The following is a 22,695-nucleotide window of genomic DNA, read 5'->3' as shown; positions in this document are numbered from 1 at the left end:
ACCTCATGGGGAAAAGGTGATGAGTCGGTCGTGGCTGAGCCCGGCATCGATCAACTGACCGAGCCCGGTCAGCTCGAACGGCGCTTCCAGGCTATGCCCCTGCTTGCCATGGCGGGCCGCCTCGCGCTCGTCGAGCAGACCGCGCCGCAGGCCTGCGGCGATGCATACCTTGAGCTGGGTGCCGTGAGCCTCGTGCAGCGACCGGAAACCATCCACCAGGTGCGGCTCGTCCTGGGGCGGCGCGGCGAGACGCGCGGCGTTGTATACCCCATCATGGTAGAAAAACACCGTCTCGAGGTGGTGCCCGCGCGCAATCGCGGCCTCGGCAAAGCGCAGCGCCGAATGCGCTGCCTGATGGCTATAGGGCCCACCCTGAACCAACAAGGCGTAGCGCATGCAGCTCTCTCCTTTCACCACGGCAATGGCAGATACCTCGCCCTGAAACACGCAGGCCCCACCAATGAGGCGGGGCCTGCACTCACGAGCGACAACGGTCAGTCGCTGTTCATGATACCCAGGATCGACAGCAGGCTGACGAACAGGTTGTAGATCGAGACGTACAGGGTGATGGTGGCGAGGATGTAGTTGGTCTCGCCAGCGCGATGCACGATCTCACTGGTCTGGAACAGGATCGCCGCTGAAGCGAACAGCACGAAGCCGGCCGATACTGCCAGCGAGAGTGTCGGGATGTTGAAGATCAGCGCTGCGACCATGGCCAGGATCAACACGATGGCGCCGGCCAGCAGGAAGTTGCCGAGGAAGCTGAAATCCTTCTTGGTGATCAGTGCCACGGCGGACAGGCCGATGAAGGTGGCACCGGTCATCGCCAGGGCGTTCATGATCAGCGCGGCACCGTTGGGCATGGCCAGGTAGGCACTTAGGATCGGCCCCAGGGTGAACCCCATGAACCCGGTGAAGGCGAACGTCGCCAGCAGGCCGGCCGCCGAGTTGGCCGTCTTGTGCACCAGGAACATCAGGCCGTAGGCACCGATGAAGAACACGAAGATGTTCATCCGCTCGATGCCCATGGCCATGGCGGCCCCGGCAGTCACGGCGGAGAACAGGAGGGTCATGGCCAGCAAGGCGTACGTGTTGCGTAGCACCTTGTTGGTACTGACCGCGCTCGCCTGACGCTGTGTCACATGTGACTCTTGATAAGCCATTGATCGATGCTCCCTGAAATTGTAGATCTTGCGTGAACCAAGGATGCCGTCTCGCGTGTGTCGGTGCAAGACTTTCGGTTAACGCTCTGATCATCAAAGTCTATGCCGAGTTCCACCACTATTCGACGCAGCATCGCTGCGACGCTTGGTTCGCGCCGTCGCTGCGGCGCTGAGAGGATCCTCCGGCCAGGGGTGCTTGGGATAGCGCCCGCGCATGTCCTTGCGCACCTCCGCATACCCGTTGGCCCAGAAACTGGCGAGATCACGTGTCACCTGGAGCGGGCGGCGGGCCGGCGACAGCAGGTGCACCAGCGGCGTCACCCGGCCATCTGCCAAACGCGGCGTGGCCTGCCACCCAAACAGCTCCTGCAGCTTGGCAGCCAGCAGCGGGTCCTCGCCGTCCAGACAGGGCCGATAGTCGAGCCGCACCGCGTTGCCGCTGGGCAGGGTCATGCGCTCCGGCGCCAGCTCGGCGAGCCGCTCGCGCCGCGGCCAGTCGAGAGAGTCCTGAAGATAGCGCCCCAGCGGCAGTCGAGCGATCGCTTCGAGCCGCGTGACGCCGTCGAGGTATGGCCCCAACCAGTCATCGAGGCGCGCCAGCAGCGCCGCCTGGGACCAGTCGGGCCAGGGCTCGCCGAATTCGCGCCGCAACAGCGCCACCCGCCCTCGCAACTGGTCGGCCACGTCGTCGAAGGGCAGCGTTGCGTTGCGCTTCAGCGATGCGAGGAGCGCGCCGCGAACCGCCTCGGGTGGCAGCGAGGTCATTGGCCGTCTGGCCACCACGAGCGCATCCAGGGCGCGCACTTGCTCGCCGAGCAGCCGCCCCTCCTGCTCCGACCACTCGACCCTCTCCTGCCACTCGGCAAGCGACGGAAAGCACGCCTCGAGACGCGTCAAACTGACCGGCGCCGCCCGGTAGATGCGCGCTGCGGTGGCGTCACCGTCGAGCTCAGCGGCCACAAGCAGCTCGCTGTGGGCCAGCGGATGCCCCTCGGGCAGCGTCGCCTGACCGCCTCCCGACAAGCGGAAGCGCCCCACCGCCAACTGCTGGGCGATACGCTCGGGAAACGCCACTGCCAGCAGCTCTCCCACTTCCTCGAACGACGCTACCGCCAGCGGCACACCGGCGCTGCGACACAGCCGCTTGGCATCGCGCTGCCACGCCCGGTAGTCCGCGGGACGTGCCAGGCGCTGTTCGAGCGCCCGCACCAGGTCCTCCTCGCGCTCGCCGTCGCGGCTCTCCAGCAGCGCCACCAGGGCACAGGCCAATGCCATGCAACGCCGCTCGGCGGCGTGCTCGAGCATCGCCGCCAGGCGCGGATGCGTCGGCCAGCGGACACAGCGACGCCCCAGGTCGGTCAAATAAAGCTGCGTGTCGAGCACGCCGAGGCGCTGCAGCAGCTCCCGCGCCGCCGCCAGGGCCGCAGCCGGCGGTGGCGTTACCCAGCGCAGGCTGTCAACGTCGCTGATGCCCCAGCGCGCCAGCTCGAAAGCCAGCGGGGCCAGATCGGCCTGGCGTATTTCCGGCTCGCCGTGAGGCACCAGTGGCAGCTCCTCGGCCCATAGCCGATAGCAGATCCCCGGCGCCTGGCGACCCGCGCGTCCACGCCGCTGGTCGGCGCTGGCACGGTTGACGTGTCGCGTCGCCAGACGCGTCATGCCGCTGCGCGGCTGGAACATCGGCACTCGCTCACGCCCGGCGTCGATGACGATGCGTACGCCGTCAACGGTGACGCTCGACTCGGCGATGGCGGTCGCCAGCACCACCCGACGACGCCCCTCGGGATCCGCCTGCAGTGCACGACGCTGCGCCTCCAGCGGCAGTCTGCCATGGAGTTCCAATACCGCTAGAGAGGGCTCTCGTTCGGCCAGCACGCCGGCCAGGCGGCGAATTTCCGCCACCCCGGGCAGGATCACCAGTACGTCCCCGTCTGCCGCAGCGAGCGCTTCATGCACTACGCTGGCCTGCTGGCGGGCGGTATCCTGGCGATGTCTCACTGTTCGCAGCGGGCGATAGTGCGTCGTCACCGGATAGCTGCGCCCGGCGCATTCGATGACCGGCGCCTCCCGGCCCAGCAGCACCTGCAGCGCCGCGACGTCTAGGGTTGCCGACATCACCAGTAGGCGAAGGTCTTCACGCAGCCCCTGCTGTACGTCGAGGGTCAGCGCCAGCCCAAGGTCTGCCTCGAGGCTGCGTTCATGGAATTCATCGAACAGGATGCCGGCTACACCTTCGAGTAGCGGATCATCCTGCAACAGCCGGGTCAGCACCCCCTGAGTGATCACTTCGAGCCGCGTGCGCGGCCCCACCCGGCTCTCGCCGCGCATGCGATAGCCGACCGTTTCCCCCAGCGCTTCGCCGAGCTGATCGGCCATGTGCTGCGCCGCCAGCCTGGCCGCCACCCGCCGCGGCTCGAGCAGCAGTAGCGTGCCCTCGCGGCACCAATCGGCCTCGAGCAGCGCGAGGGGGACACGGGTGGTCTTGCCGGCGCCAGGCTCGGCGACCAATAGCGCCGTCGCCGACGCATCCAGGGCACCGGCAATGGCCGCCAAGTGCTCATCTATCGGTAACACTGGCACGGAATCAGGCGGACTGGCCAAAGATCGCCGCCAGATCGATCTGCGACGACTTGGTACGCAGGTCGAGCAGCGCCTCGAGACTATCGAGGTGATGGTGGATCGCCGCACGCGCCGCCTCACAGTCTCCCGCCGCCAATGCGTCACGTAGGCGCGGATGGTCGCCCTCCAGATAGCAGGACGCGAGCCCGGCATGCTTGTAGAGGGCGATCACGATCGAGGTGCGCAGGATCAGGTCGCTAAGCATGGCCCCCAGGATGCGATTGGGGGAGTGCTCGGCCAGGGTATGGTGCAGCGCCAGCGAGTGCTCGATACGCTGCGGTTCGTCGCCGCGCGCATGGGCCTCGGCCTCCGCGTCGCATAGCTCGCTCAATCGCGTACGCCAGGCCGGAGCGGCGTCGGCCGCCAGCAGCGCCACTACCTCGCCCTCCACCAGCCGCCGCGCGGCGAAGATCTCACGCGTCTCGTCAACGCTGGGTGCGCTGACCCGCGCCACCTGGTTAGGCTGCTGAGTGATCACGTGATCGGAGGCCAGCCGCGTCAGCGCCTTGCGCACCACCGAGCGGCTGACCCCGAAGATCTCACCCAGCGCCACTTCCGGCAGCCGGGTGTTGGGCGGCAGGCGCTGCATCAGCACCGCCTGGCGGATCCGCTCGACGATATGCTGGTCGTTGATGCGGACGCCGGATGCGACGTCGGCGAGTACCTCGTCCTGCCAGCGGCTACTCATGATGTGATGTCCTCGACTCGTAGGCTCGCGCGTTGGATGTAGGTGTCACCCTGACATGGTGCGACACGACTGCCCACCATTACATCATCAATTTGTATACAAAGTCAGCCTTAGCGGTGCGTGGCAACGCCGCAGCCTTTGAGAATCACCGTGCACAGGAATTCCGTGATGCGCTGGTAGTCCTCGTCGCTCAGAGTGCTGCGGTCGGTGATGCCCAGCACCTGGGCCTCGAAGTCGGCGTAGTGCTGGGTCGATGACCAGATCAGGAAGATCAGCCAAACCGGATCGATGCGGTCCATCAGGCCGCGCTCGGCCCACTGCTCGAAGACTCTCGCCCGCGCCTCGACCCAGTCGCGCAGCTCGCCGCGCAGATACTCCTGCAGAAAAGGCGCGCCGCCGAGAATCTCCGCGGCAAACAGCCGCGAACCGCGAGGATGATCACGGGTCAGCTGCATCTTGCTGCGAATGAAGGCCTCGAGTACCTCAGCGGGATCGTCATCGACGCTGATGTCGTCGAGCATGGCATTCCAGCGTGCCATCATGCGCTCGAGAAGCGTCACGTAGAGCTTCTGCTTGCTGCCCACGTAATAGAGCACGTTGGATTTGGGCAGCCCGGCCGCTTCGGCAATGGCCTGGACGCTGGCACCGCGATAGCCGTGCTGGGCGAACACCTGCTCGGCCGCCTCGAGGATGGCTTTCTCGTTGCGCAGGCGGGTGGCTGTCGATTCGGCCACAGAGGTCGCTGTCATGGCTCAAGCTCTTGCGAATGGAGCCCACAAGCTTGCCGCAGGCGCCTGCGCCCTGCAATGCCGGGGATGGCGCGGGACGGTTTACAGCGCCCCCTCGTAGGCCTGTCGATGGATCAGTCCCAGGCATAGCGAGGGACGCCGGGGACAGGTCGAAGAGGGGGTTCTATGCCATGGGTGAGGAGGATTCCTCCGAACGGGCTGGCCATGGATGGCCAGCCCCGGTCCTGCAAGCGGAGCAGGATGCTAGAGCGCAGCAGGGCATAGGTAGCGCCCAGGGATGGTTTACAGCGCCCCCTCGTAGACCTGTCGACGGATCAGTCCCGAGCGGTGTGGCCATCTGCACTGAGCCCGATTGCACGATAATTTTCTGCGCCAGCGCCTTGCGCTCTTGCCGAGGATGAGCCACGCTTATCTCAAGTTGACCACTTGGTCAGAACGCGGCAACATCTCCTTGTGTCACCTTGCCAAGCCGGCGCGGCTTGGAGAGTACAACAACCAGCGGATCCTGCGATGATCGACTTCTATCTCAACGGCAAGCGTCAGCGCTGCAACGACGTGCCCGCCGACACCAGCATTCTCGAACTCCTGCGCACACGCCTGGGCCAGACCGGCACCAAGGAAGGCTGCGCCTCGGGTGACTGCGGTGCCTGCACCGTGGCCATCGGCGAGCCCGGCGACGACGGCGCGCTGCGCTATGCGGCCGCCAACGGCTGCATCACCCCCGCCCACCAGCTCGACGGCTGCCACCTGGTCACCGTCGAGGGCTTAGCCCGCGGCGATGCGCTGCATCCGGCCCAGGCCGCCATGGTCGAATGCCACGGTAGTCAGTGCGGCTTCTGCACACCGGGCATCGTGATGTCGCTGTTTACCCTGCACGAGGAGCAGCGCCGCACGCCGACGCCACTGAGTCAGCAGCGACTCGAGGAGGTGCTGGGCGGTAACCTGTGCCGCTGCACCGGCTATCGCCCGATCCGCGACGCCGCGTTGAGCATGAACGACTATCCCGATACGCACCCGCTATGGGCCGACGATCCCGACCTGGCCAGCAACGTCGCTCAGCTGCGCTCGGCCAAGGCCAGCGCGACCCGTGGTGGCCACTACGTCGCCCCGCGCGATCTCGCCGCGCTGCGAAAGCTCAAGGCCGAACGCCCCGAGGCCCGCCTGGTGGCCGGTGCCACGGATTTGTGGCTCGAGACCACCCAGCAGCTCAAGGCCCTGGATGACCTGATCGACGTACGCCAGGTCGCCGAACTCAATGCCATCGAGGAGACCCCACAAGGCTGGTGGATCGGTGCCGCGGTGACTTACTCGCGCCTCGAGCCGCTGTTCGAGACGCACTTCCCCGCCTTTGCTCACCTGCTGCACCGTTTTGCCTCCAAGCAGATCCGCAACCGCGGCACCCTCGGCGGCAACGTTGCCAACGCCTCACCGATCGGCGACTCACCGCCGGTGCTTCTGGCCCTCGACGCCCGAGTGAGTCTCGATGGCCCCGACGGTGAGCGCGAACTGCCGCTAAGCGACTTCTTCCTCGACTATAAGCAGACCGCGCTTGGCGCCAACGAATTCATCCGCGCGATTTTCATGCCGCGTCCGGACGAGGCGCAGAATCTCAAGGTCTGGAAGCTGTCCAAGCGGCGAGAAGACGATATTTCGGCGGTGCTGGGCGCCTTTGCCTGGCGCCTCGACGACGGGGTGATGCGCGACGTACGCCTGGCCTTCGGTGGTATGGCGGCGATTCCCAAGCGCGCCGCCGCCGCCGAGGCCATTCTCGAAGGCCAGGCCCCGGATGACACCACCTTTGCCGACGCGCGTGCCGCCCTTGCTCAGGACTTTCAGCCGATGAGCGACGTGCGCGGCAGCGCCGAGTATCGCCAAGTGGCAGCGAGTAACCTGCTCGAACGGCTGCGACTGATGATCGACGCCGACCGCCACGCCACCCCCCAACAAGAGGTGACCCTGCATGCGTACGCTCACTGAACTCTCACCCGCTTCAGCCAAGGCGCGCGCCGACCAGCAGGGTCGCAACAAAGGCGATGGCCCGCTGGCCCGCGAGACCAGCGATATCGCTCGCCAGGGAGCGCCCGGAACGACCCGCGCCCACGAGAGTGCCGTCAAGCACGTCACCGGCCGCGCCGCCTATATCGATGACCTCCAGGCCCCGGCCGATGCCCTGCACGTGGCATTGGGTCTCTCGCCGGTGGCCCACGGCCGCCTGACCCGCCTCGATCTGGAGAAGGTCAAGTCCGCCCCCGGCGTGGTCGATGTGATCACCATCGTCGACGTTCCCGGCCATACTGACATCGGCCCGGTGTTTCCCGGCGACCCAATCTTCGCCGACGACGAGATCAGCTACGTCGGCCAGTGCCTGTTCGCGGTGGCCGCCGAGAGCCACCAGGCGGCGCGCCGCGCCGTGACGCTGGCCTCGGTCGAGATCGACGAACGGCCGGCCAGCCTCGACCCGGTGGCCGCCGCCGAGCGCGAGGAGTTCGTGCGGCCTACCCACGTACAGCAGAGCGGTGACTGGCAGGCAGCGCTGAGCGGTGCCGCCCACGTGATCGAGAGCGAGCAGTTCGTCGGCGGCCAGGAGCACTTCTACCTCGAAGGGCAAGCCTGTCTGGTGCAGCCCACCGAGGATGAAGGGGTCATCGTGCACACCTCCAACCAGCACCCCAGCGAAACCCAGAAGCTGGTCGCCGAGGTGCTCGACATTCCCTTCCACGCGGTCACCGTGGAGATGCGCCGTATGGGCGGCGGCTTCGGCGGCAAGGAGACCCAGGCCTCGCCGTGGGCCTGCATTGCCGCGATCATCGCGCGGCGCACCGGGCGTACCACCCGTGTTCGTCTGCCGCGCGCCGAGGACATGCGCGCCACCGGCAAGCGCCACCCCTTCCACAACCGCTACCAGCTCGGCTTCGATGCCCAGGGCGTGCTGCAGGGAGGCGACATTACCGTCATCGGCGACTGCGGCTACTCGCCGGACCTCTCCGAAGCCATCGTCGACCGCGCCATGTTCCATGCCGACAACGCCTACTCGCTGGGCAGCGCGCGGGTCACCGGCCACCGCGCCAAGACCCACACCGCCTCGAATACCGCCTTCCGCGGTTTCGGCGGCCCCCAGGGCATGATGATCATCGAGGCGGCGATGGACGATATCGCCCGCCGCCTCGGCCAAGACCCGCTGACCATTCGCAAGCGCAACCTCTATCGCGCCGGGCGCGACGTCACCCACTACGGCCAGCCGGTGGAGCAGCTCGGCTTGCTCCATGACTTGATCGCCCAGCTCGAGCAGAGCAGCGACTACTGGGCACGCCGCGAAGCCGTCGTCGCCCACAATGCCCGCAACCCGATCATCAAGAAGGGCCTGGCACTGACGCCGGTGAAGTTCGGCATCTCCTTCACCGCCAAGCATCTCAACCAGGCCGGCGCCCTGCTTCACGTCTATACCGACGGCAGCGTGATGATCAACCACGGTGGCACCGAGATGGGCCAGGGCCTGCACACCAAGGTGTGTCAGGTAGTGGCCCGCGAGCTGGGCCTCGACCTCGAACAGGTGCGTATTAGCGCCACGCGCACCGACAAGGTGCCCAACACCTCGCCCACCGCGGCCTCCAGCGGCGCCGATCTCAACGGCCAGGCCGCCCGCGACGCCTGTCTTACGCTCAAGGCGCGGCTCTTCGACTTCGCCGCCGAGCACTTCGGTGCCGACCGCGGCGGCCTCGACCGCGAGGGCATGCGCCTGGAAGCAGGCGCGCTGATCGCCGGCAGCGGCGAAGCCGAGCGCCGCATCCCCTGGGGTGAGCTGGTCCAGGCCGCCTATCTGTCACGCATCTCACTGTCGGAGAAGGGCTTCTATTCCACGCCGCTGATTCACTACGACCGCGAGACCGCCAAAGGCCGGCCGTTCTACTACTACGCCTTCGGTGCCGCAGTAGCCGAGGTCAGCGTCGACACCTTGAGCGGTGAGTACCTGGTGGATCGGGTCGATATCCTGCATGACGTCGGCGACTCGCTGAACCCGGCCATCGACATCGGCCAGGTCGAGGGCGGCTTCATTCAAGGCATGGGCTGGTTGACCAGCGAGGAGCTCAAGTGGAACGACGCCGGCCGCCTGGTCAGCGACGGTCCCGCCACCTACAAGATCCCCGCGTTCGGCGATCTGCCGCCGGTGTTCAACGTCGAACTGATGCAGGGTCACCCCAATTCCCAGGCCAGCATCTACCGCTCCAAGGCGGTCGGCGAGCCACCGTTCATGCTCGGCATGGCGGTGTGGTCGGCGCTGCGCGATGCGCTCTCGAGTCTCGTCGATTATCGCGAGGCGCCCCGCCTCGACACCCCGGCGACCCCGGAGCGGGTGCTGATGGCCGCCGAGGCACTGCGTCAGCGCACGTTGGCATCCCAAGAGGCCCACCATGCGCCGGCCTGAGGCGTCGCTGCAGCAGCAGGGCAGCGCCCTGCCCTGGCATGCCGCGCTGCACGCGCTGCAGCGCGAGGCCCAGCCCCACGCCCTGGCCAGCGTGGTCGGCGCGGCCGGCTCCACGCCGCGCGAGCCGGGCGCCAAGATGCTGATTACCGAAGATGCCGTGCACGACACCCTGGGCGGCGGCACCTTCGAGTTCCAGGTCATCGCCTGCGCCCAAGAGGCGCTGGCCCGCGGCGAATCCGGCACCCGGCTCGAAGCCTTTCCGCTGGGCGGGCGCAGCGGCCAGTGCTGCGGTGGCTACGTGCACGTGCTGATCGAGCTGTTCGCCGGTGCCGAGATGCAGGTCGCGCTGTTTGGCGCCGGCCACGTCGGCCAGGCGCTGGTGGGGCTGATGGCCCCCCTGCCGTGGCGGGTTCACTGGTTCGACAGCCGCGACGATGTCTTCCCGGCGCAGCAGCGACCGCGCCTCGCCAAGCATCACGCGCCGGATCCCGCCGCCGCGGTGGCGACGTTGCCGCCAGGCTGCCATGCGCTGGTGATGACCCATGATCACGGCGAGGACTGCGCGCTGGTCGATGCGCTGCTCACCCGAGGCGACTGCGCCTCCATCGGCCTGATCGGCTCGCACAGCAAGTGGGTCAGTTTCCAGCGCCGCCTGCGCGATGCCGGGCACGCCCAGGCGCGCCTCGACGCCGAGGTGCGCTGCCCGATCGGGGTGGCCGGGGCCAAGGGCAAGCTGCCTTACGAGATCGCCCTGTCGATGGTCACCGAACTACTGACCTTGAAGCCCACAGCGTCACAGAGTGATCGCCGCGGCGTCGCCCCGGACACCCTGCGCAAGGCGTTTACAGCACCGACAGACGAATGACGGCGGGCGCCAAGCCGCCCGTCCAGACGGAGAACGATATGATCAACGCTGACCTTTCAGCGGGACGCGTGCTGCGCGGCCCCGTGGTGAGCTTTCTCAACGATCCTGGTGAAGGTGACACGCCGGAGCCCGGCAGCTTGCTGCACCTCGAAGACGGCGCCATCTGGCTGGTCGATGGCCGCATCAAGGCGATCGGCGAGTATGCCGAGCTGGCGCCGCGCCTGCCCGTCGGCATCGAGGTGGTCGACTATGCCGGCAAGCTGATGATGCCGGGCTTTATCGACAGCCACGTGCACTACGTGCAGCTCGATATCATGGCCTCCTACGGTCGTCAGCTGCTCGACTGGCTCAACGAGTACACCTTTCCTGAGGAGTGCCGCTTCGCCGAGCGGGCCCACGCCGAGAACGTCGCCGAGGCCTTTCTCGACGAGCAGCTCAGGGTCGGCACCACCACTGCCCAGGTGTTCTGCACCTCGCACCCGGTGTCGGTGGACACCTTCTTCGCCGCCGCCCAGCGTCGCGGGCTACGCATGCTGGCCGGCAAGGTGCTGATGGACCGCCATGCCCCCGAGGCCCTGACCGACAGCGTCGAGAGCGGCGTACGCGACAGCGAGCGGCTGATCGCCGACTGGCACGGCAAGGACCGCCTCGGTTACACCCTGACACCGCGCTTCGCGCCGACCTCCAGCCCGGCACAGCTGGATACCGTGGGCGGCATCCTGCGCAACGCGCCGGATCTGCACCTGCAGACGCATCTGTCCGAGAATAAGGGCGAGATCGACTGGGTCGCCGAACTGTTCCCGGACTGTCGCGACTATCTCGGGGTCTACGAGCGCTATGGCCTGGTGGGGCCGCGCAGCACCTTCGCCCACGGCATTCATCTCGACCAGCCAATGCGCAACCGACTGGCCGCCGCCGGCGCCAACATCGCCTTCTGCCCGACGTCCAACCTGTTTCTGGGCAGCGGGCTGTTCGACCGATTGGCATGCCGCGATGCCGGCCTCAACACCACGCTGGCCAGCGACGTCGGTGGTGGAACGGACCTGTCGGGCCTGGCCACCCTCAAGGCGGCCTACCAGGTCGGGCAACTGCTCGGCCAGCCGCTGACCGCCTGGCAGGGCTTTTATCGCCTGACCCTGGGTAACGCCCGGGCCCTGCATCTCGATAGCCATATTGGCAGCCTGCGCGAGGGCAAGGAAGCCGACATCGTGGTCCTCGACCCCGCCGCCACCCCACTGCTGGCGCGTCGCAGCGCCAGAACCCGTAACCTCGCCGAGCAGCTGTTCGCGCTGATGATGCTCGGCGACGACCGCACCGTCTACGCCACCTGGGCCAACGGTGAATGTGTGCACCAGCGCGACGTCGCCTCTACACCCTGATACCGCGCACAGGACTCTGTGTTTCAGGAACGTACGCGTTGCGCTGATTGGGCGGCTATCTCCGATGGTCGCCCTTTTTTTCCTACTCGCTTGTTATATCGGCTTGATCCAGCTCAAGTCCCCTCCTCGATTCGTGCATTAGCCTGATATGGCACCACTTTCCATCACCGCTCTGACATCAACGCGGTGGGGAAAAACCCTATAAGGGCTTCAAGAGGGGAAACCAACATGCAACACAAGACATCCTGGGTCGCTGCCATTGGCGCAAGCGCCCTGCTGGGAATATCGCTCAGCACCAGCGCCGATGACGGCTTTGCCGACTATCGTGAGCGCTTCGAGCCACTGCCGCATTTTCCGCCAATTCCCGCCGATAATTCGCTGACCGAGGAGAAGGTCGACCTCGGCAACATGCTGTTCTTCGAGCCGCGTATTTCCGCCAGCGGCGTGATCAGCTGCGCCACCTGTCACAATCCGGCGCTGGGCTGGAGCGACCGTATCCCGCGCGCCACCGGCCACGACGGCCAGATCGGCGAGCGCAACACCCCCACCGTACTCAACTCGGGGTTTCTCGAGTCGCAGTTCTGGGACGGTCGCGAACCGGACCTCGAAGGCCAGGCGCTGGGGCCCATCGAGGCCGATATCGAGATGGCCATGCAGCTCGAGCACGCCATCGAACGGCTGACCGAATTCTCGTTGTATCAGGAGAAGTTCGCCGCCGCCTATCCCGATGACGAGGATCCCATCACTGCCGACAATCTGGCGCATGCGCTAGCCAGCTTCCAGCGCACGCTGAACACCCCGAACTCGCCCTTCGACCGCTACCTGCGAGGCGATCTGGATGCGCTCAATGAGCAGGAAAAGCGCGGCATGGTGGCCTTCGTCGATAACGGTTGCGCCGCCTGTCACAGTGGCCCGGCCTTCACCGACAGTAATTTCCACCGTATCCAGGTGCCAGGCTCCACCGATGTCGGCCGCTATGAGGTCACCGGCGTGGAAAGTGACAAGTTCCGCTTCCGCACCCCGACACTGCGTAACGTCGGCGTTACCTATCCATATATGAACAACGGTGCCACTGAAACCCTCGAGGAAGCCGTGGCGATCATGGGGACCGAAATGCTCGGCCGCGAGTTCGAGGAGGACAAGATCGACGATATCACCGCCTTCCTGCATACCCTGACAGGCGAGATGCCGGACTTCGAGGTGCCAGCACTGCCTTGACACAGGCACAAGCGATTACTTGATGTAACAAAGTGGCAGTATTAAGCTACAGGAGAGCGCTTCAAGGAGTATCTGAAGCGCTCTCCAGCCCTGTAGCACTCTACTCACTCGTAGGGACGACTGCCGATGCTCGACGCCAAGGCTCAGACCTGTGTTGACCCCACCGAGGTTGCAGCCAAGCGGCACGGCCACTCATCCGACTCGTTACCCCGACACTACTACAGCGTTTATGGATTGACGGTGGCGTCCTCACTGGTGCTGCCCGAACTCCTCCAGGCATCAGCCACCGCGGCGCCTGACCTCGAAATCGAAAACGGCCATATCACTCCGCTATGCGATCACGAGGGCAAAGAACCTTGGGTCTCAGCCAGTAACGCCATTACACAGCTCTACTTCAATGACATCGTGCGGCTACGTATCGAGCATGGCCAGCGCATCATCGTGGAGAGCCTGCATGCGGAGGATAGCCAACAAGAGGCAGAGTCACGGGATATCCGGCTATTTCTGCTAGGTGGCGGCCTGGGTGCTGCGTTGTATCAGCGTAGCTGGCTTCCCCTCCACCTGAGCGCTGTGAAGACCACTGCGGGGGTATGGGGCTTTACCGGTCGCTCTGGTGCGGGCAAATCGACCCTCGCCGCCTGGCTTCACTATCACCACGGCTGGCCCCTGGTCAGCGACGACGTCGCTGTTATACGTCCCGAGGAGAATGATCCAGTTCTCTACCCTGGCCCGCCCCGCCTAAAGCTCTGGAAGGACGCTCTCAAGGCTCTTGGTCTCTCCACACATGGCCTGGAGCCGGATAGAACGCGACTCGATAAATATCAGCTCTCACACCACCAGGGCTTCCAGGCATCGAAACAATCGCTTCACGCACTGGTAGTGCTGGAAGATGTCCCCCATAACGAAACCGCAAGTATCGAGCGCATCACAGGTCTGGACGCGTTCCAAGCCGTTATAGCGACGCTCTACCGTCCTGAACTGGGTCATCTTGGCGACACGCCAGCACGCCTGCTTCAGGATGTCAGTGCGCTGGCAGCTCGCCTACGAGTCTACCGCTTTCGTCGGCCACGCTCATTGACGGAAATGGCGCATCACCTCGAGCCGCTGACCAGACGGATTCAGCAAGAGGCTGAGGATGCCCACTAAGCCTGTCCGCCCGGATGCCGAATGGCAGCTTCTGATGCTGCTGGCACGGGTCGGGTTAACCTTCGAGCAGCAACGAGCCGCCCTGGTACTCTGCCGTCAAGTCGCGTCATGGGACCGACTGATCGACAGAGCAAACGCGCAATTCATACTGCCGCTGGTGTATGGCCATCTCCAGCAACTCGCGCCTGCATCACTGCCTGCCGAGCATCTTGCTGCCCTGCGTGGCCGGAATCTCCTGCTTATTCAGCATGGGCTGCGAATCGCGGCGGTTCAGAGAGATATTGCTCGTGATCTGCTTATCCCTGCGGGTATTCCTCACCTCTTCTTCAAAGGTCCATCGCTGGGGTTAAGGTACTACGCCGATCCGGCCCAGCGCTTCTGTCGCGATATCGACGTGCTGGTTGCGCCAAGAGATATGCCCCGGCTACTGTCGTGCGCATTGAATAAAGGCTTTACGTCCTACCTGCCAACAGGCTTGAACAATGATGAGAGAAGCCTGGCTTTCGTGTGCCGGGCGCAGGCTGTCATTACCCTGATATCTCCCCAAGGGGTCGCGATCGAGTTTCATCAACAGCTGGACCAGGCAGGCAACATTTACGACAGTGAAGCACTGATTGCCATGGCAGAACGGGTTTTCCTCAACGATACGCCGCTGTCTGTGATGCCCACCCCAGAATTGTTCGTCTACTGCTGCCTGCACCATAGCCGCCATCACTGGTCACACCTGCATTGGCTTGCTGACCTGGACGCCATGCAGCATGATCCGGCATTCGATCTGCAAGCGGTGCGAGCTTGCGCTGAGCGACGTGGCCTGACTGCCACCCTGGAGGCCTGCCTATCATTCTCTCAGGCTTGCAGCGGCCCATCACCCTGGCAGGACTCGAGGCTAAGCAACCACGGCCACGACTTGCTCAACAGCTGCCTGACCAGCCTACAAGGCGGCTACGCTACAGAAGTCACCCTTCGTGAGCGGAATGCTACGGCCGATTTTGCGTTCGCCTGGCAGGGACGACGTCTTGAGCTGCTAAGTTCGCGCGCCCGGCGCCTATTAAGGCCGTGGCGTCCCAGTTACTCCGACTACCAGTCTCGGCCGCTGCCTCGTAACTGGCAGTGGCTCTACTGGCTGAGTCGCCCACTCCGCGGCGTGGTCAAGCACCTGACACAGAGCCGGTGATCCTGATGCCGACTTACAGGTTTCTCGCCCCCCTCCACACCTTCAAGCGGATGCTGCCACTACTCTGGGAGAGTAGTCGTCGCTGGACGCTGCTCAGTTCGCTACTGATGCTAATGGAGGTCGGCTTCGGGCTCACCGTGCTCTACCTGCTCAAACAGCTGGTAGATCTGGTCACCGTCCAGCTGGGGCCCGAGGCTGGAAGCGCCGACTTTCCGTCAATCCTCTGGTGTGTAGCCCTCACCGGAGCCTGCACCCTGGCCTACCTGACGAGCCGCTCCATGTCCGGCTTAGCCCGCGAAGCACAAGGACTGCAGGTGGCCGACCATATCGATGGTGAGATTCATGCCCGCGCCATTAGCGCCGACCTGGCCTTCTACGAGAGCCCACGCTATTTCGACACACTCCAGCGCGCTCGTGAGTCAGGCAATCAGCGCCCCGCCCAGGTCATCGGCAACCTGCTAATGCTGGTCAAGAACCTCCTGATGCTGCTCGCTGTCGTGGGGCTGATTGTGACCATCGACTGGCGCCTGTTGCCCATTCTAGTGCTGGCCATCGTACCGGGCTTGCTGGTGCGGCTGTACTTCACACGCCACCTCTATGACTGGCAGCGACGACGGACCCAGCTGGAGCGGCGTGCCGGCTATCTGGACTGGCTAATGACCTCCGACTTGCATGCCAAGGAACTTCGCCTCAATCGACTCGGTGAGCATCTTCGCGAACAGTATGCTGGACTCCGCAGGGTGATACGCCGAGAGCGCATGCGCATCACCCTGCGCCGCACCCGCACCGAGCTGGCGGTGGCTTGCCTTGCCAATATCGCCTTCTTCGCTGCGCTGGCTTTCCTCGCCTGGCTAACGGCGGCAGGACGCAACAGCGTCGGCGACCTGGTGCTGTTCCTGTTGATCTTCCAGCGCGCCCAGTCCATGGGGCAAGAGCTCGTACAGCAGCTCGGTAAGCTCTATGAAGATCACCTTTACGTGGGTCTGCTGCTGGATTTTCTGGATATCCGTCCTGGAATCACCGACCCTGAGCATCCCGCTGAAGCCCCACCCCAACTCTCCGAAGGCATTCGCTTTGAAGGCGTGAGCTTTCGATACCCGGGAACCGACACTACAGTGCTCAACAATATCGACCTGAGTATTCGTCCCGGCCAGGTCGTTGCCCTGGTGGGCGCTAACGGTTCAGGCAAGACGTCACTGATAAAACTTCTATGCCGTCTCTATGACCCTACCCGTGGGCATATCACGCTGGACGGGCGGGATATACGCGGTTACGCCCTGGAAGCGTATCGCGGTCTGTTCAGCGTGACCTTCCAAGACTACGCCCACTATGCCGCTACGGTCAGCGACAACATACGTTATGGCGATATGAGTGTGTCGACAGGTAGCGTAAACATTGAAAGTGCAGCCACCCATGCCGGTGCCGCGCCATTTATAAACGAACTCAGCAAGGGCTACGCAACGCCCTTGACCAGAATGTTTGACGATGGCCAGGAACTCAGTATCGGCCAATGGCAGAAAATCGCGCTATCACGCGCCCTGCTACGTCGCTCCGAGTTCATCATCCTCGATGAACCCACCAGTGCGCTTGATCCTGGTGCAGAGTTCGAACTCTTTGAGAACTTTCGTGAGCGGATTGACCATCGTGCAGCACTGATAATCAGCCATCGGCTATCGACGGTGCGTATGGCGGACTACATCTACGTGCTGGAGAAAGGAGAGATATGCGAGGCGGGTACTCATGAAGAGCTGATCGCAAGAGGCGGGATATACAGCAAATTGTTTAGCCAGCAGGCGCATCACTACCGAGAGGTGGATGCATGACACGCAACACCAACATCAATCAAGCCCTCATTTTCCAATGACTCAAGGAACGCCACAACCTCTTTTTGACAGGTCTCCCGATCCACGTCAAACTCTTCCATCAAGTGTTCGCAGATATCGCTAACCTGGCGGGGTTCGGCGGCCAACTCCCAAATGCGGTTACCCACTGCACGGGTTCCGTAATACATTCCCTTTTCAGCACTGAACAGGATCAGGTCTTCATCGACCCGTGAGACTAATGGCTCGCCGCTCCGCTTTACACTATCCTCTAGTTTCATTTCACACCCCATTGCCATACTCAGCCATGACATTTATAAAAACGCCCTTCCCGGGGCGTCCCAGGAAGGGCATGAAACACTTCAGTCAATTACTTCAGGAGTAGCTCCCGCCTGGCACATTGCCATTATGGATTCCATTCGAATGCGCATTGCTCTCTCCTTGGGCCGGAGAAGGCGAGGAGAGCGTCTCCTCGATTTTCATCCGACTCAGCTGCGGCGAAATCCACTCCCGTCGCAATACATTGTCTACAGCCGGCTCTTTCATTAGCACACCCTCAAAACAACCCTGCGGTAACCTCCCGCGAATGTCGACTAAACCACATCGATGCCCACCACTTTCGATTCCTTTCAATGTGAGTTACAAAACGCAAAATATCAATATAATTGAGTGGCCCTGACTGACCATTATTCTCATGACATCAACACTACGTTAGCCACCATATCGACACCATATTTGCCATACTCGATATGCACGTCCCAAGCAAACCAGCTTAAGCAGCTCCTTCTGAGACATAGTCTTGGGAATGGCGTTAAGATGCCGGCGTAATGTCGCCATATCAAGCCATGGACAGAGCCCCTTATCCCCTCCTGAAGGGAGACTCTTGGCCAATAGTCTCCAGCCCTCATGGGCGACTCTAAGCCGTTTTTTCTCGTTCGCATGATCAACTTTGGCCAAGCCTGAAGGCAGCAAGTCGCTAAGCGACTGCCGGTAGAGACCACGCACCCGCCCTCTCTGCCAGAGCAGCTCCACTGGCAGGCCCAGGGTAAAATCCAAGAGCCTCTTATCAGTGAGCGGATAGCGATATATCACGCCATGCGGTGCTGCCCAATGCGACCAGCTAGCCATCCGCGCCGCCAGGTGGCCATTCAGCAGTAACTCGGCCTGCATACGCTGAGGCCCTGGATATTCACGCCAAGCTCTCATTCGTCGCGTCTGCGGATTGGATACGCTTGCCACGAATGCCGGGGCAATATAACGCTCAAGCTCCTGAGATGGCCGAAAGGGTGAGTATCGGTCATAAATGCTATCTGGCAAATTCGGCAGCATCGCCTGCTGCCATAGATAATGCAGGACGTACCGCCAATTGCGCAGCCCGCCGCCATGACTGCGAGCCATCATCAACAACTGCCACCAGGCCCCACGTCGCAAGAGACTCGACGGATACCCCCGGGTAGTGAAAGTGGCTGATTCGTCGCCGCCCCATCCCGATAGCATAATTCTGATGCTACGTTCACCGGCATCGGCCATCACCGGTAACTCCTCGAAAAGATCCGTATCGCCCTCTACGGCCATGTCCCGCTGCAGAAAGGCCTGCAGGTCTCTACCGGACGCCGTTCCGTAATGGCATTCGACACCCTCACGCCGGCAGAGGGTGTCAATGATGGTCCGCTCGTCGCGCTCATGGGATGATAGTGGGTAGGCGTTACTGACCGCCGGTGCCCAGGTGTAACATCGCGCCAGTGCCTGGCTGCCCCCATTCAGTTGACGTCCAGCGAGCAGCGCTACTCCGCTTGAGTCAAGCCCGCCACTAACGTGCGAGCCGATTGGAAAACCAGTGCGCAGGCGCGACGCCACGACCTGCTCGAGCAACTCACGACAGTGCTCGGCATAATCGTCTCGCCGTGCATAGCGAACATCCGCCACCTGCTCCGGGTGCCAGTAGCGCTGGATGTTCAGTCCCGTCGCGCCGGCCTCCAGCCAGTAGCCGGCCGGCAAAGGGAGCATCCGACTGAAGAAACTCGCTTCATGAAACTCCGAGGGCCAGAGAAGGTAGCTTGCAACTCGCGTCTCGTCGATCTGCCTCGGCACGTCGGAAAAGGCCAGCAAAGCGCGACGATCAGTGGCCAGCGAAAAGGCCCCGCCGTAATGACAATAATAAAGCGGGCGGGCGCCGATATGATCCCGTGCACAGAACAATCGTTGGCGTTCATCGTCCCAGATAGCGAAAGCAAAATCGCCCACCAGTGCATCCACGCAATCGCGCCCCCAGCGACGATAGGCCGAAAGGATGAGGTAACTATCCGGCAGCCCCGCTCTCATCGACCTGTCAATGGCCAACCGCTCACAGAGTTCATCGCGATTGTCGAGAATGACGTCAGCGACGATGCACAAGCCCCCCTGGACCAGAGGCTGGTCTTCGAAAGCGGATTCGGGCGAGATATCGAGTCGCTGAAACCCCAGGGCTACCGGCCCATCCAAGCGGGCGCGGCTACCCTCAGGGCCATAGTCGTCCAGTATCGACAAGGCCCGATGAAAGTCTTCCGGGACGACCGTACGGCCCGAAAAATTGATTCGCCCCAGAATCGCGCTCAAGGTAGCTTCGTTCTCTCTGCCGTTGACGGGTGACCACGCACGAAACTCGATACCGCCACATAGCTACCATCATGCGCCCCCAGCACCACCCGGGGCCCAACACGTAGCCAGGCATGGGCGTGCATGACCAGACTCTGGTCATCCGCGATCTCTGTGCGAGTCCCTAGCACTAAGCTGCTGGAAATCCCCCTGCGACCAAGCATCCAGTGGGCGGCCATGGCAAGCATCAGGCAGGTGAAGCGGCCGCCACAGCGACGATTGATAGCATTGAGAGTTCGAGCCACGTCTCCGACACGATGATCCCGCACTGGGTCAATGGCAGTCACCTCGCCTTGCGAACGCGTACCCAACCAGCCTGACCACCAACGGAACGGAAAGCAACGAATTAACAGACATGAAAACACCAGCATTATTAGCGCTTCGATCAATTTAAACCAACTGATTTTGCATAACCGCTTCCCGATGTTCATATCTCATCAATAGCCGAAAACAAGTTCAGAGTTAATATCATAGCTTCATACCCCTCTAGCCCACCTCACTTTAGCTAAACTTAGAATAAATACGTCGAATTTGCAGACAGCTATCGGCGACTGTATAATCTATACTGCGTGTCACCGCCTGAAACTTTTTCAGCACCAGAGCATGAAAACCACCCGCCATAGGGCTATCTAGAGCTAGCTTTCTTGTAGATCTAAAACCATAAATCGATAAAATCGAGGGTGACCTTAAGGACAAAATAAAAGCAAGCGGCAAGGGCGCAAGCGTAGCATCAAGAAATCTCACTTATAAATTTATGGCACTTGATATAACTGTAATCCAAGTCATCTTCTGCATCAATCACAAGAACAGGAACTGACATTTTCCGCATCAAAAATAATTGACCTTCCGCGATATCTAGTGATTCTCGGCATATTTCTTTAAGCTGTCCTTCACTTAATCCCATCTCCAAAAAAGTCGCTTTGCCATCCTGTACGCGCTTCTTCCTCCTCGCCAAGTTAGCAGAAAGAGAGGATTTAAAATAAACAATCGCTTCAGGCTTTTTTTTCTCAATGCTCACATACTCCTCATCATCATGCTCCGTCGCTTTTAAGTTGAGCCCAGGATTATTATGCACAATCCCATCATGATATAAAACCAACAGGCTATCAACATCCTTTAAAACCAACTCAGGAACCAAAACGTCCCTAGCAAGCAAATCAAAGTAGAACTTTATCATTTTATATCGCTTCACTACTGACAATGACTCGTTCCTCTCCAAGTGCCGGAGCATGGTTAATAGATAACCTTCATAGCTATTGAAGTGAAACTCAGACAAACTCGACATATAATCATTTAATGACTTATTATAAAAATACCTTTTTGCCCTTCCTCTTAAAAATTTTCTCAAGTACTTTTTAGCAAAAAAAATCGACCACCATAACCTTCATAAATTTTTCCTGCCGCATAATCACGAGCCTCATGCGGTGACAGCCATGATCTATTATTTTCTCTAAGAAATAGAAGCCTATTAAATAGCGTGGTTTTTCCCACGCCAGAAGGACCAAGAAACTCAATTCTTCTCACAAGCGAAACCTATTTAATTGAAATTATAAAAAAGGCACATGGGACTTATAATAAAGAGTACCCATATGGATTACGCATCTGCCATAACCAAGTATCAGTCATCATCTCATCCAGCCCAATAAGTGCGCTCCAGCCTAACTCCAATTGCGCCTTGGCCGGGTCCGCCCAATATGCAGAAATATCACCAGGGCGTCGATCTTCGATGCAGTAAGGAATACACCGATTAGAGGCTCGTTCGAAGGCTTCTATCACCTCTAGAACACTATAACCTCGCCCAGTCCCCAGGTTCCAGATACTCACCCCAGGACGCTCGCTAAGAGCTGCCATAGCACGCAGGTGACCTTCCGCCAGATCCATGACATGAATGTAGTCACGAACGCCTGTGCCATCGGAGGTCGGATAGTCATTTCCATAAATTACCAGCTTGTCGCGACGACCAACTGCTACCTGGGCAACGAAAGGCACCAGGTTACAGGGCACGCCTTGAGGATCATCGCCGATCTCACCGCTGGGGTGAGCCCCCACCGGATTGAAGTAGCGCAGCAGGGCAATCCGCCACCGAGCATCTGATCCGGCTAAATCTCTCAACACCTCTTCTACCATAAGCTTGGAACGCCCATAGGGGCTCGCCGGACAACCACTCGGCAGCCCCTCATGCAGCGGCATGGGATGTCCATCGCCATAAATCGTTGCGGAGGAGCTGAACACCAGTTGATGAACACCGGCACGGGTCATCGCCTGGCAGAGCGTCAGGGTGCCCGCAAGGTTATTGATATAGTAGGTCAGCGGATCTGCCATGCTCTCTCCAACCGCCTTAAGCCCTGCGAAATGCAGTACCGAGTCGATGACATGCTCACCGAAGAGGGCATCCAAGCAGTCACGGTCGCCGATATCTCCCATAACCAAGGGGATGCGCTTGCCACTTAACCTCTCCACTCGCAGCAGCGATTCACGGTTGCCATTGCTGAGGTTATCCAGCACCACCACCTCATAGCCCGACTCCAGCAGGACTAACACCGTATGCGAGCCGATATATCCCGCTCCCCCAGTGACTAAAATGCGCATAACGACTCCTTATTATAATTTACAGAAAAAGTTGATGCGACGTAACCTTAGGTTTTGTACGAAAAGTCGGCAAACGATGGCCAGACAAGGCAAAAATCGGCGAGAAGACGGAGTTTACGGGGTGTAAATGAGTACTTTGAGCCGATTTTTAACACCGTATGGGCGAGCGCAGATAGTTTTCGTACAGAGCTTAGATTCTGCCTACGAATCTTATCCGTTAGCAGTGAT

General features: G+C 61.6%; 18 protein-coding genes. 8 read left to right on the top strand and 10 right to left on the bottom strand.

Annotated features, from left to right (window positions below; genetic code table 11):
- Positions 1-3: 3 nt before the first annotated feature.
- From tusD to BLT16_RS01185, 5 genes are all read right to left on the bottom strand, one after another.
- Positions 4-396 carry a sulfurtransferase complex subunit TusD gene (gene tusD / locus BLT16_RS01205; protein ID WP_089656685.1) on the bottom strand — a complete coding sequence of 131 codons (393 nt, stop codon included), beginning with the start codon at positions 394-396 and terminating at the stop codon, positions 4-6.
- Positions 397-494: 98 nt separating this feature from the next.
- The gene (locus tag BLT16_RS01200) at positions 495-1,163 is read right to left on the bottom strand and encodes a Bax inhibitor-1/YccA family protein (RefSeq protein ID WP_076747887.1); all 669 of its coding nucleotides are present in this window, start codon (positions 1,161-1,163) and stop codon (positions 495-497) included.
- A gap of 93 nt (positions 1,164-1,256) precedes the next feature.
- Positions 1,257-3,737, bottom strand: a complete 2,481-nt coding sequence (gene hrpB / locus BLT16_RS01195; protein ID WP_089656684.1) for an ATP-dependent helicase HrpB — start codon at positions 3,735-3,737, stop codon at positions 1,257-1,259.
- Between the two features lie 10 nt (positions 3,738-3,747).
- Positions 3,748-4,470, bottom strand: a complete 723-nt coding sequence (locus tag BLT16_RS01190; RefSeq protein WP_089656683.1) for a GntR family transcriptional regulator — start codon at positions 4,468-4,470, stop codon at positions 3,748-3,750.
- 110 nt (positions 4,471-4,580) lie between these two features.
- Positions 4,581-5,219 carry a TetR/AcrR family transcriptional regulator gene (locus BLT16_RS01185; protein WP_089656682.1) on the bottom strand — a complete coding sequence of 213 codons (639 nt, stop codon included), beginning with the start codon at positions 5,217-5,219 and terminating at the stop codon, positions 4,581-4,583.
- A gap of 510 nt (positions 5,220-5,729) precedes the next feature.
- On the opposite strand from BLT16_RS01185, the gene xdhA reads away from it, so the two are divergent.
- The 8 genes from xdhA (at position 5,730) to BLT16_RS01145 (ending at position 17,247) form a co-directional block, all read left to right on the top strand.
- On the top strand, positions 5,730-7,196 hold the full coding sequence (xdhA, locus tag BLT16_RS01180; protein WP_089656681.1) for a xanthine dehydrogenase small subunit: 1,467 nt from the start codon (positions 5,730-5,732) through the stop codon (positions 7,194-7,196).
- Complete coding sequence (gene xdhB, locus BLT16_RS01175; protein ID WP_089656680.1) at positions 7,180-9,642, top strand: xanthine dehydrogenase molybdopterin binding subunit; 2,463 nt, start codon at positions 7,180-7,182, stop codon at positions 9,640-9,642. Before xdhA ends, xdhB begins: the two co-directional genes overlap by 17 nt.
- Positions 9,629-10,507, top strand: coding sequence for a xanthine dehydrogenase accessory protein XdhC (gene xdhC, locus BLT16_RS01170; protein ID WP_089656679.1), 879 nt, complete (start codon positions 9,629-9,631; stop codon positions 10,505-10,507). Before xdhB ends, xdhC begins: the two co-directional genes overlap by 14 nt.
- Before the next feature lie 38 nt (positions 10,508-10,545).
- Positions 10,546-11,886, top strand: coding sequence for a guanine deaminase (gene guaD, locus BLT16_RS01165; protein WP_089656678.1), 1,341 nt, complete (start codon positions 10,546-10,548; stop codon positions 11,884-11,886).
- 228 nt (positions 11,887-12,114) lie between these two features.
- On the top strand, positions 12,115-13,104 hold the full coding sequence (locus BLT16_RS01160; protein WP_089656677.1) for a cytochrome-c peroxidase: 990 nt from the start codon (positions 12,115-12,117) through the stop codon (positions 13,102-13,104).
- A gap of 126 nt (positions 13,105-13,230) precedes the next feature.
- Positions 13,231-14,250, top strand: a complete 1,020-nt coding sequence (locus BLT16_RS01155; RefSeq protein ID WP_089656676.1) for a phosphoenolpyruvate carboxykinase (ATP) — start codon at positions 13,231-13,233, stop codon at positions 14,248-14,250.
- Positions 14,240-15,424 (top strand): nucleotidyltransferase family protein, encoded by a 1,185-nt coding sequence (locus tag BLT16_RS01150; protein ID WP_089656675.1) that lies wholly within the window; start codon positions 14,240-14,242, stop codon positions 15,422-15,424. Before BLT16_RS01155 ends, BLT16_RS01150 begins: the two co-directional genes overlap by 11 nt.
- A gap of 5 nt (positions 15,425-15,429) precedes the next feature.
- Positions 15,430-17,247: an ABC transporter ATP-binding protein gene (locus BLT16_RS01145; RefSeq protein WP_143025025.1), complete on the top strand. Its 1,818-nt coding sequence runs from the start codon at positions 15,430-15,432 to the stop codon at positions 17,245-17,247.
- Here BLT16_RS01145 and BLT16_RS01140 read toward each other — a convergent pair.
- The 5 genes from BLT16_RS01140 to galE all read right to left on the bottom strand — a co-directional run bounded on the left by BLT16_RS01140 (position 17,226) and on the right by galE (position 22,467).
- Positions 17,226-17,525 carry a PqqD family peptide modification chaperone gene (locus BLT16_RS01140; RefSeq protein ID WP_176817130.1) on the bottom strand — a complete coding sequence of 100 codons (300 nt, stop codon included), beginning with the start codon at positions 17,523-17,525 and terminating at the stop codon, positions 17,226-17,228. The two genes, BLT16_RS01145 and BLT16_RS01140, sit on opposite strands and share 22 nt — an antisense overlap.
- Before the next feature lie 430 nt (positions 17,526-17,955).
- Positions 17,956-19,839 carry an asparagine synthase-related protein gene (locus BLT16_RS01135; protein ID WP_089656672.1) on the bottom strand — a complete coding sequence of 628 codons (1,884 nt, stop codon included), beginning with the start codon at positions 19,837-19,839 and terminating at the stop codon, positions 17,956-17,958.
- Positions 19,836-20,309 carry a lasso peptide biosynthesis B2 protein gene (locus BLT16_RS21200; RefSeq protein WP_089656671.1) on the bottom strand — a complete coding sequence of 158 codons (474 nt, stop codon included), beginning with the start codon at positions 20,307-20,309 and terminating at the stop codon, positions 19,836-19,838. Before BLT16_RS21200 ends, BLT16_RS01135 begins: the two co-directional genes overlap by 4 nt.
- 299 nt (positions 20,310-20,608) lie before the next feature.
- On the bottom strand, positions 20,609-21,079 hold the full coding sequence (locus BLT16_RS01125) for a hypothetical protein (protein WP_176817129.1): 471 nt from the start codon (positions 21,077-21,079) through the stop codon (positions 20,609-20,611).
- Between the two features lie 368 nt (positions 21,080-21,447).
- Complete coding sequence (galE, locus tag BLT16_RS01120; RefSeq protein WP_089656669.1) at positions 21,448-22,467, bottom strand: UDP-glucose 4-epimerase GalE; 1,020 nt, start codon at positions 22,465-22,467, stop codon at positions 21,448-21,450.
- Positions 22,468-22,695: the final 228 nt, after the last annotated feature.

It is taken from the genome of Franzmannia pantelleriensis (assembly GCF_900102875.1).
In the GTDB taxonomy this organism is placed as follows: Bacteria; Pseudomonadota; Gammaproteobacteria; order Pseudomonadales; family Halomonadaceae; genus Franzmannia; species Franzmannia pantelleriensis.
The sequence above is the reverse complement of the archived record's forward strand: the minus strand, read 5'-3'. Positions and strand labels throughout refer to the sequence as shown.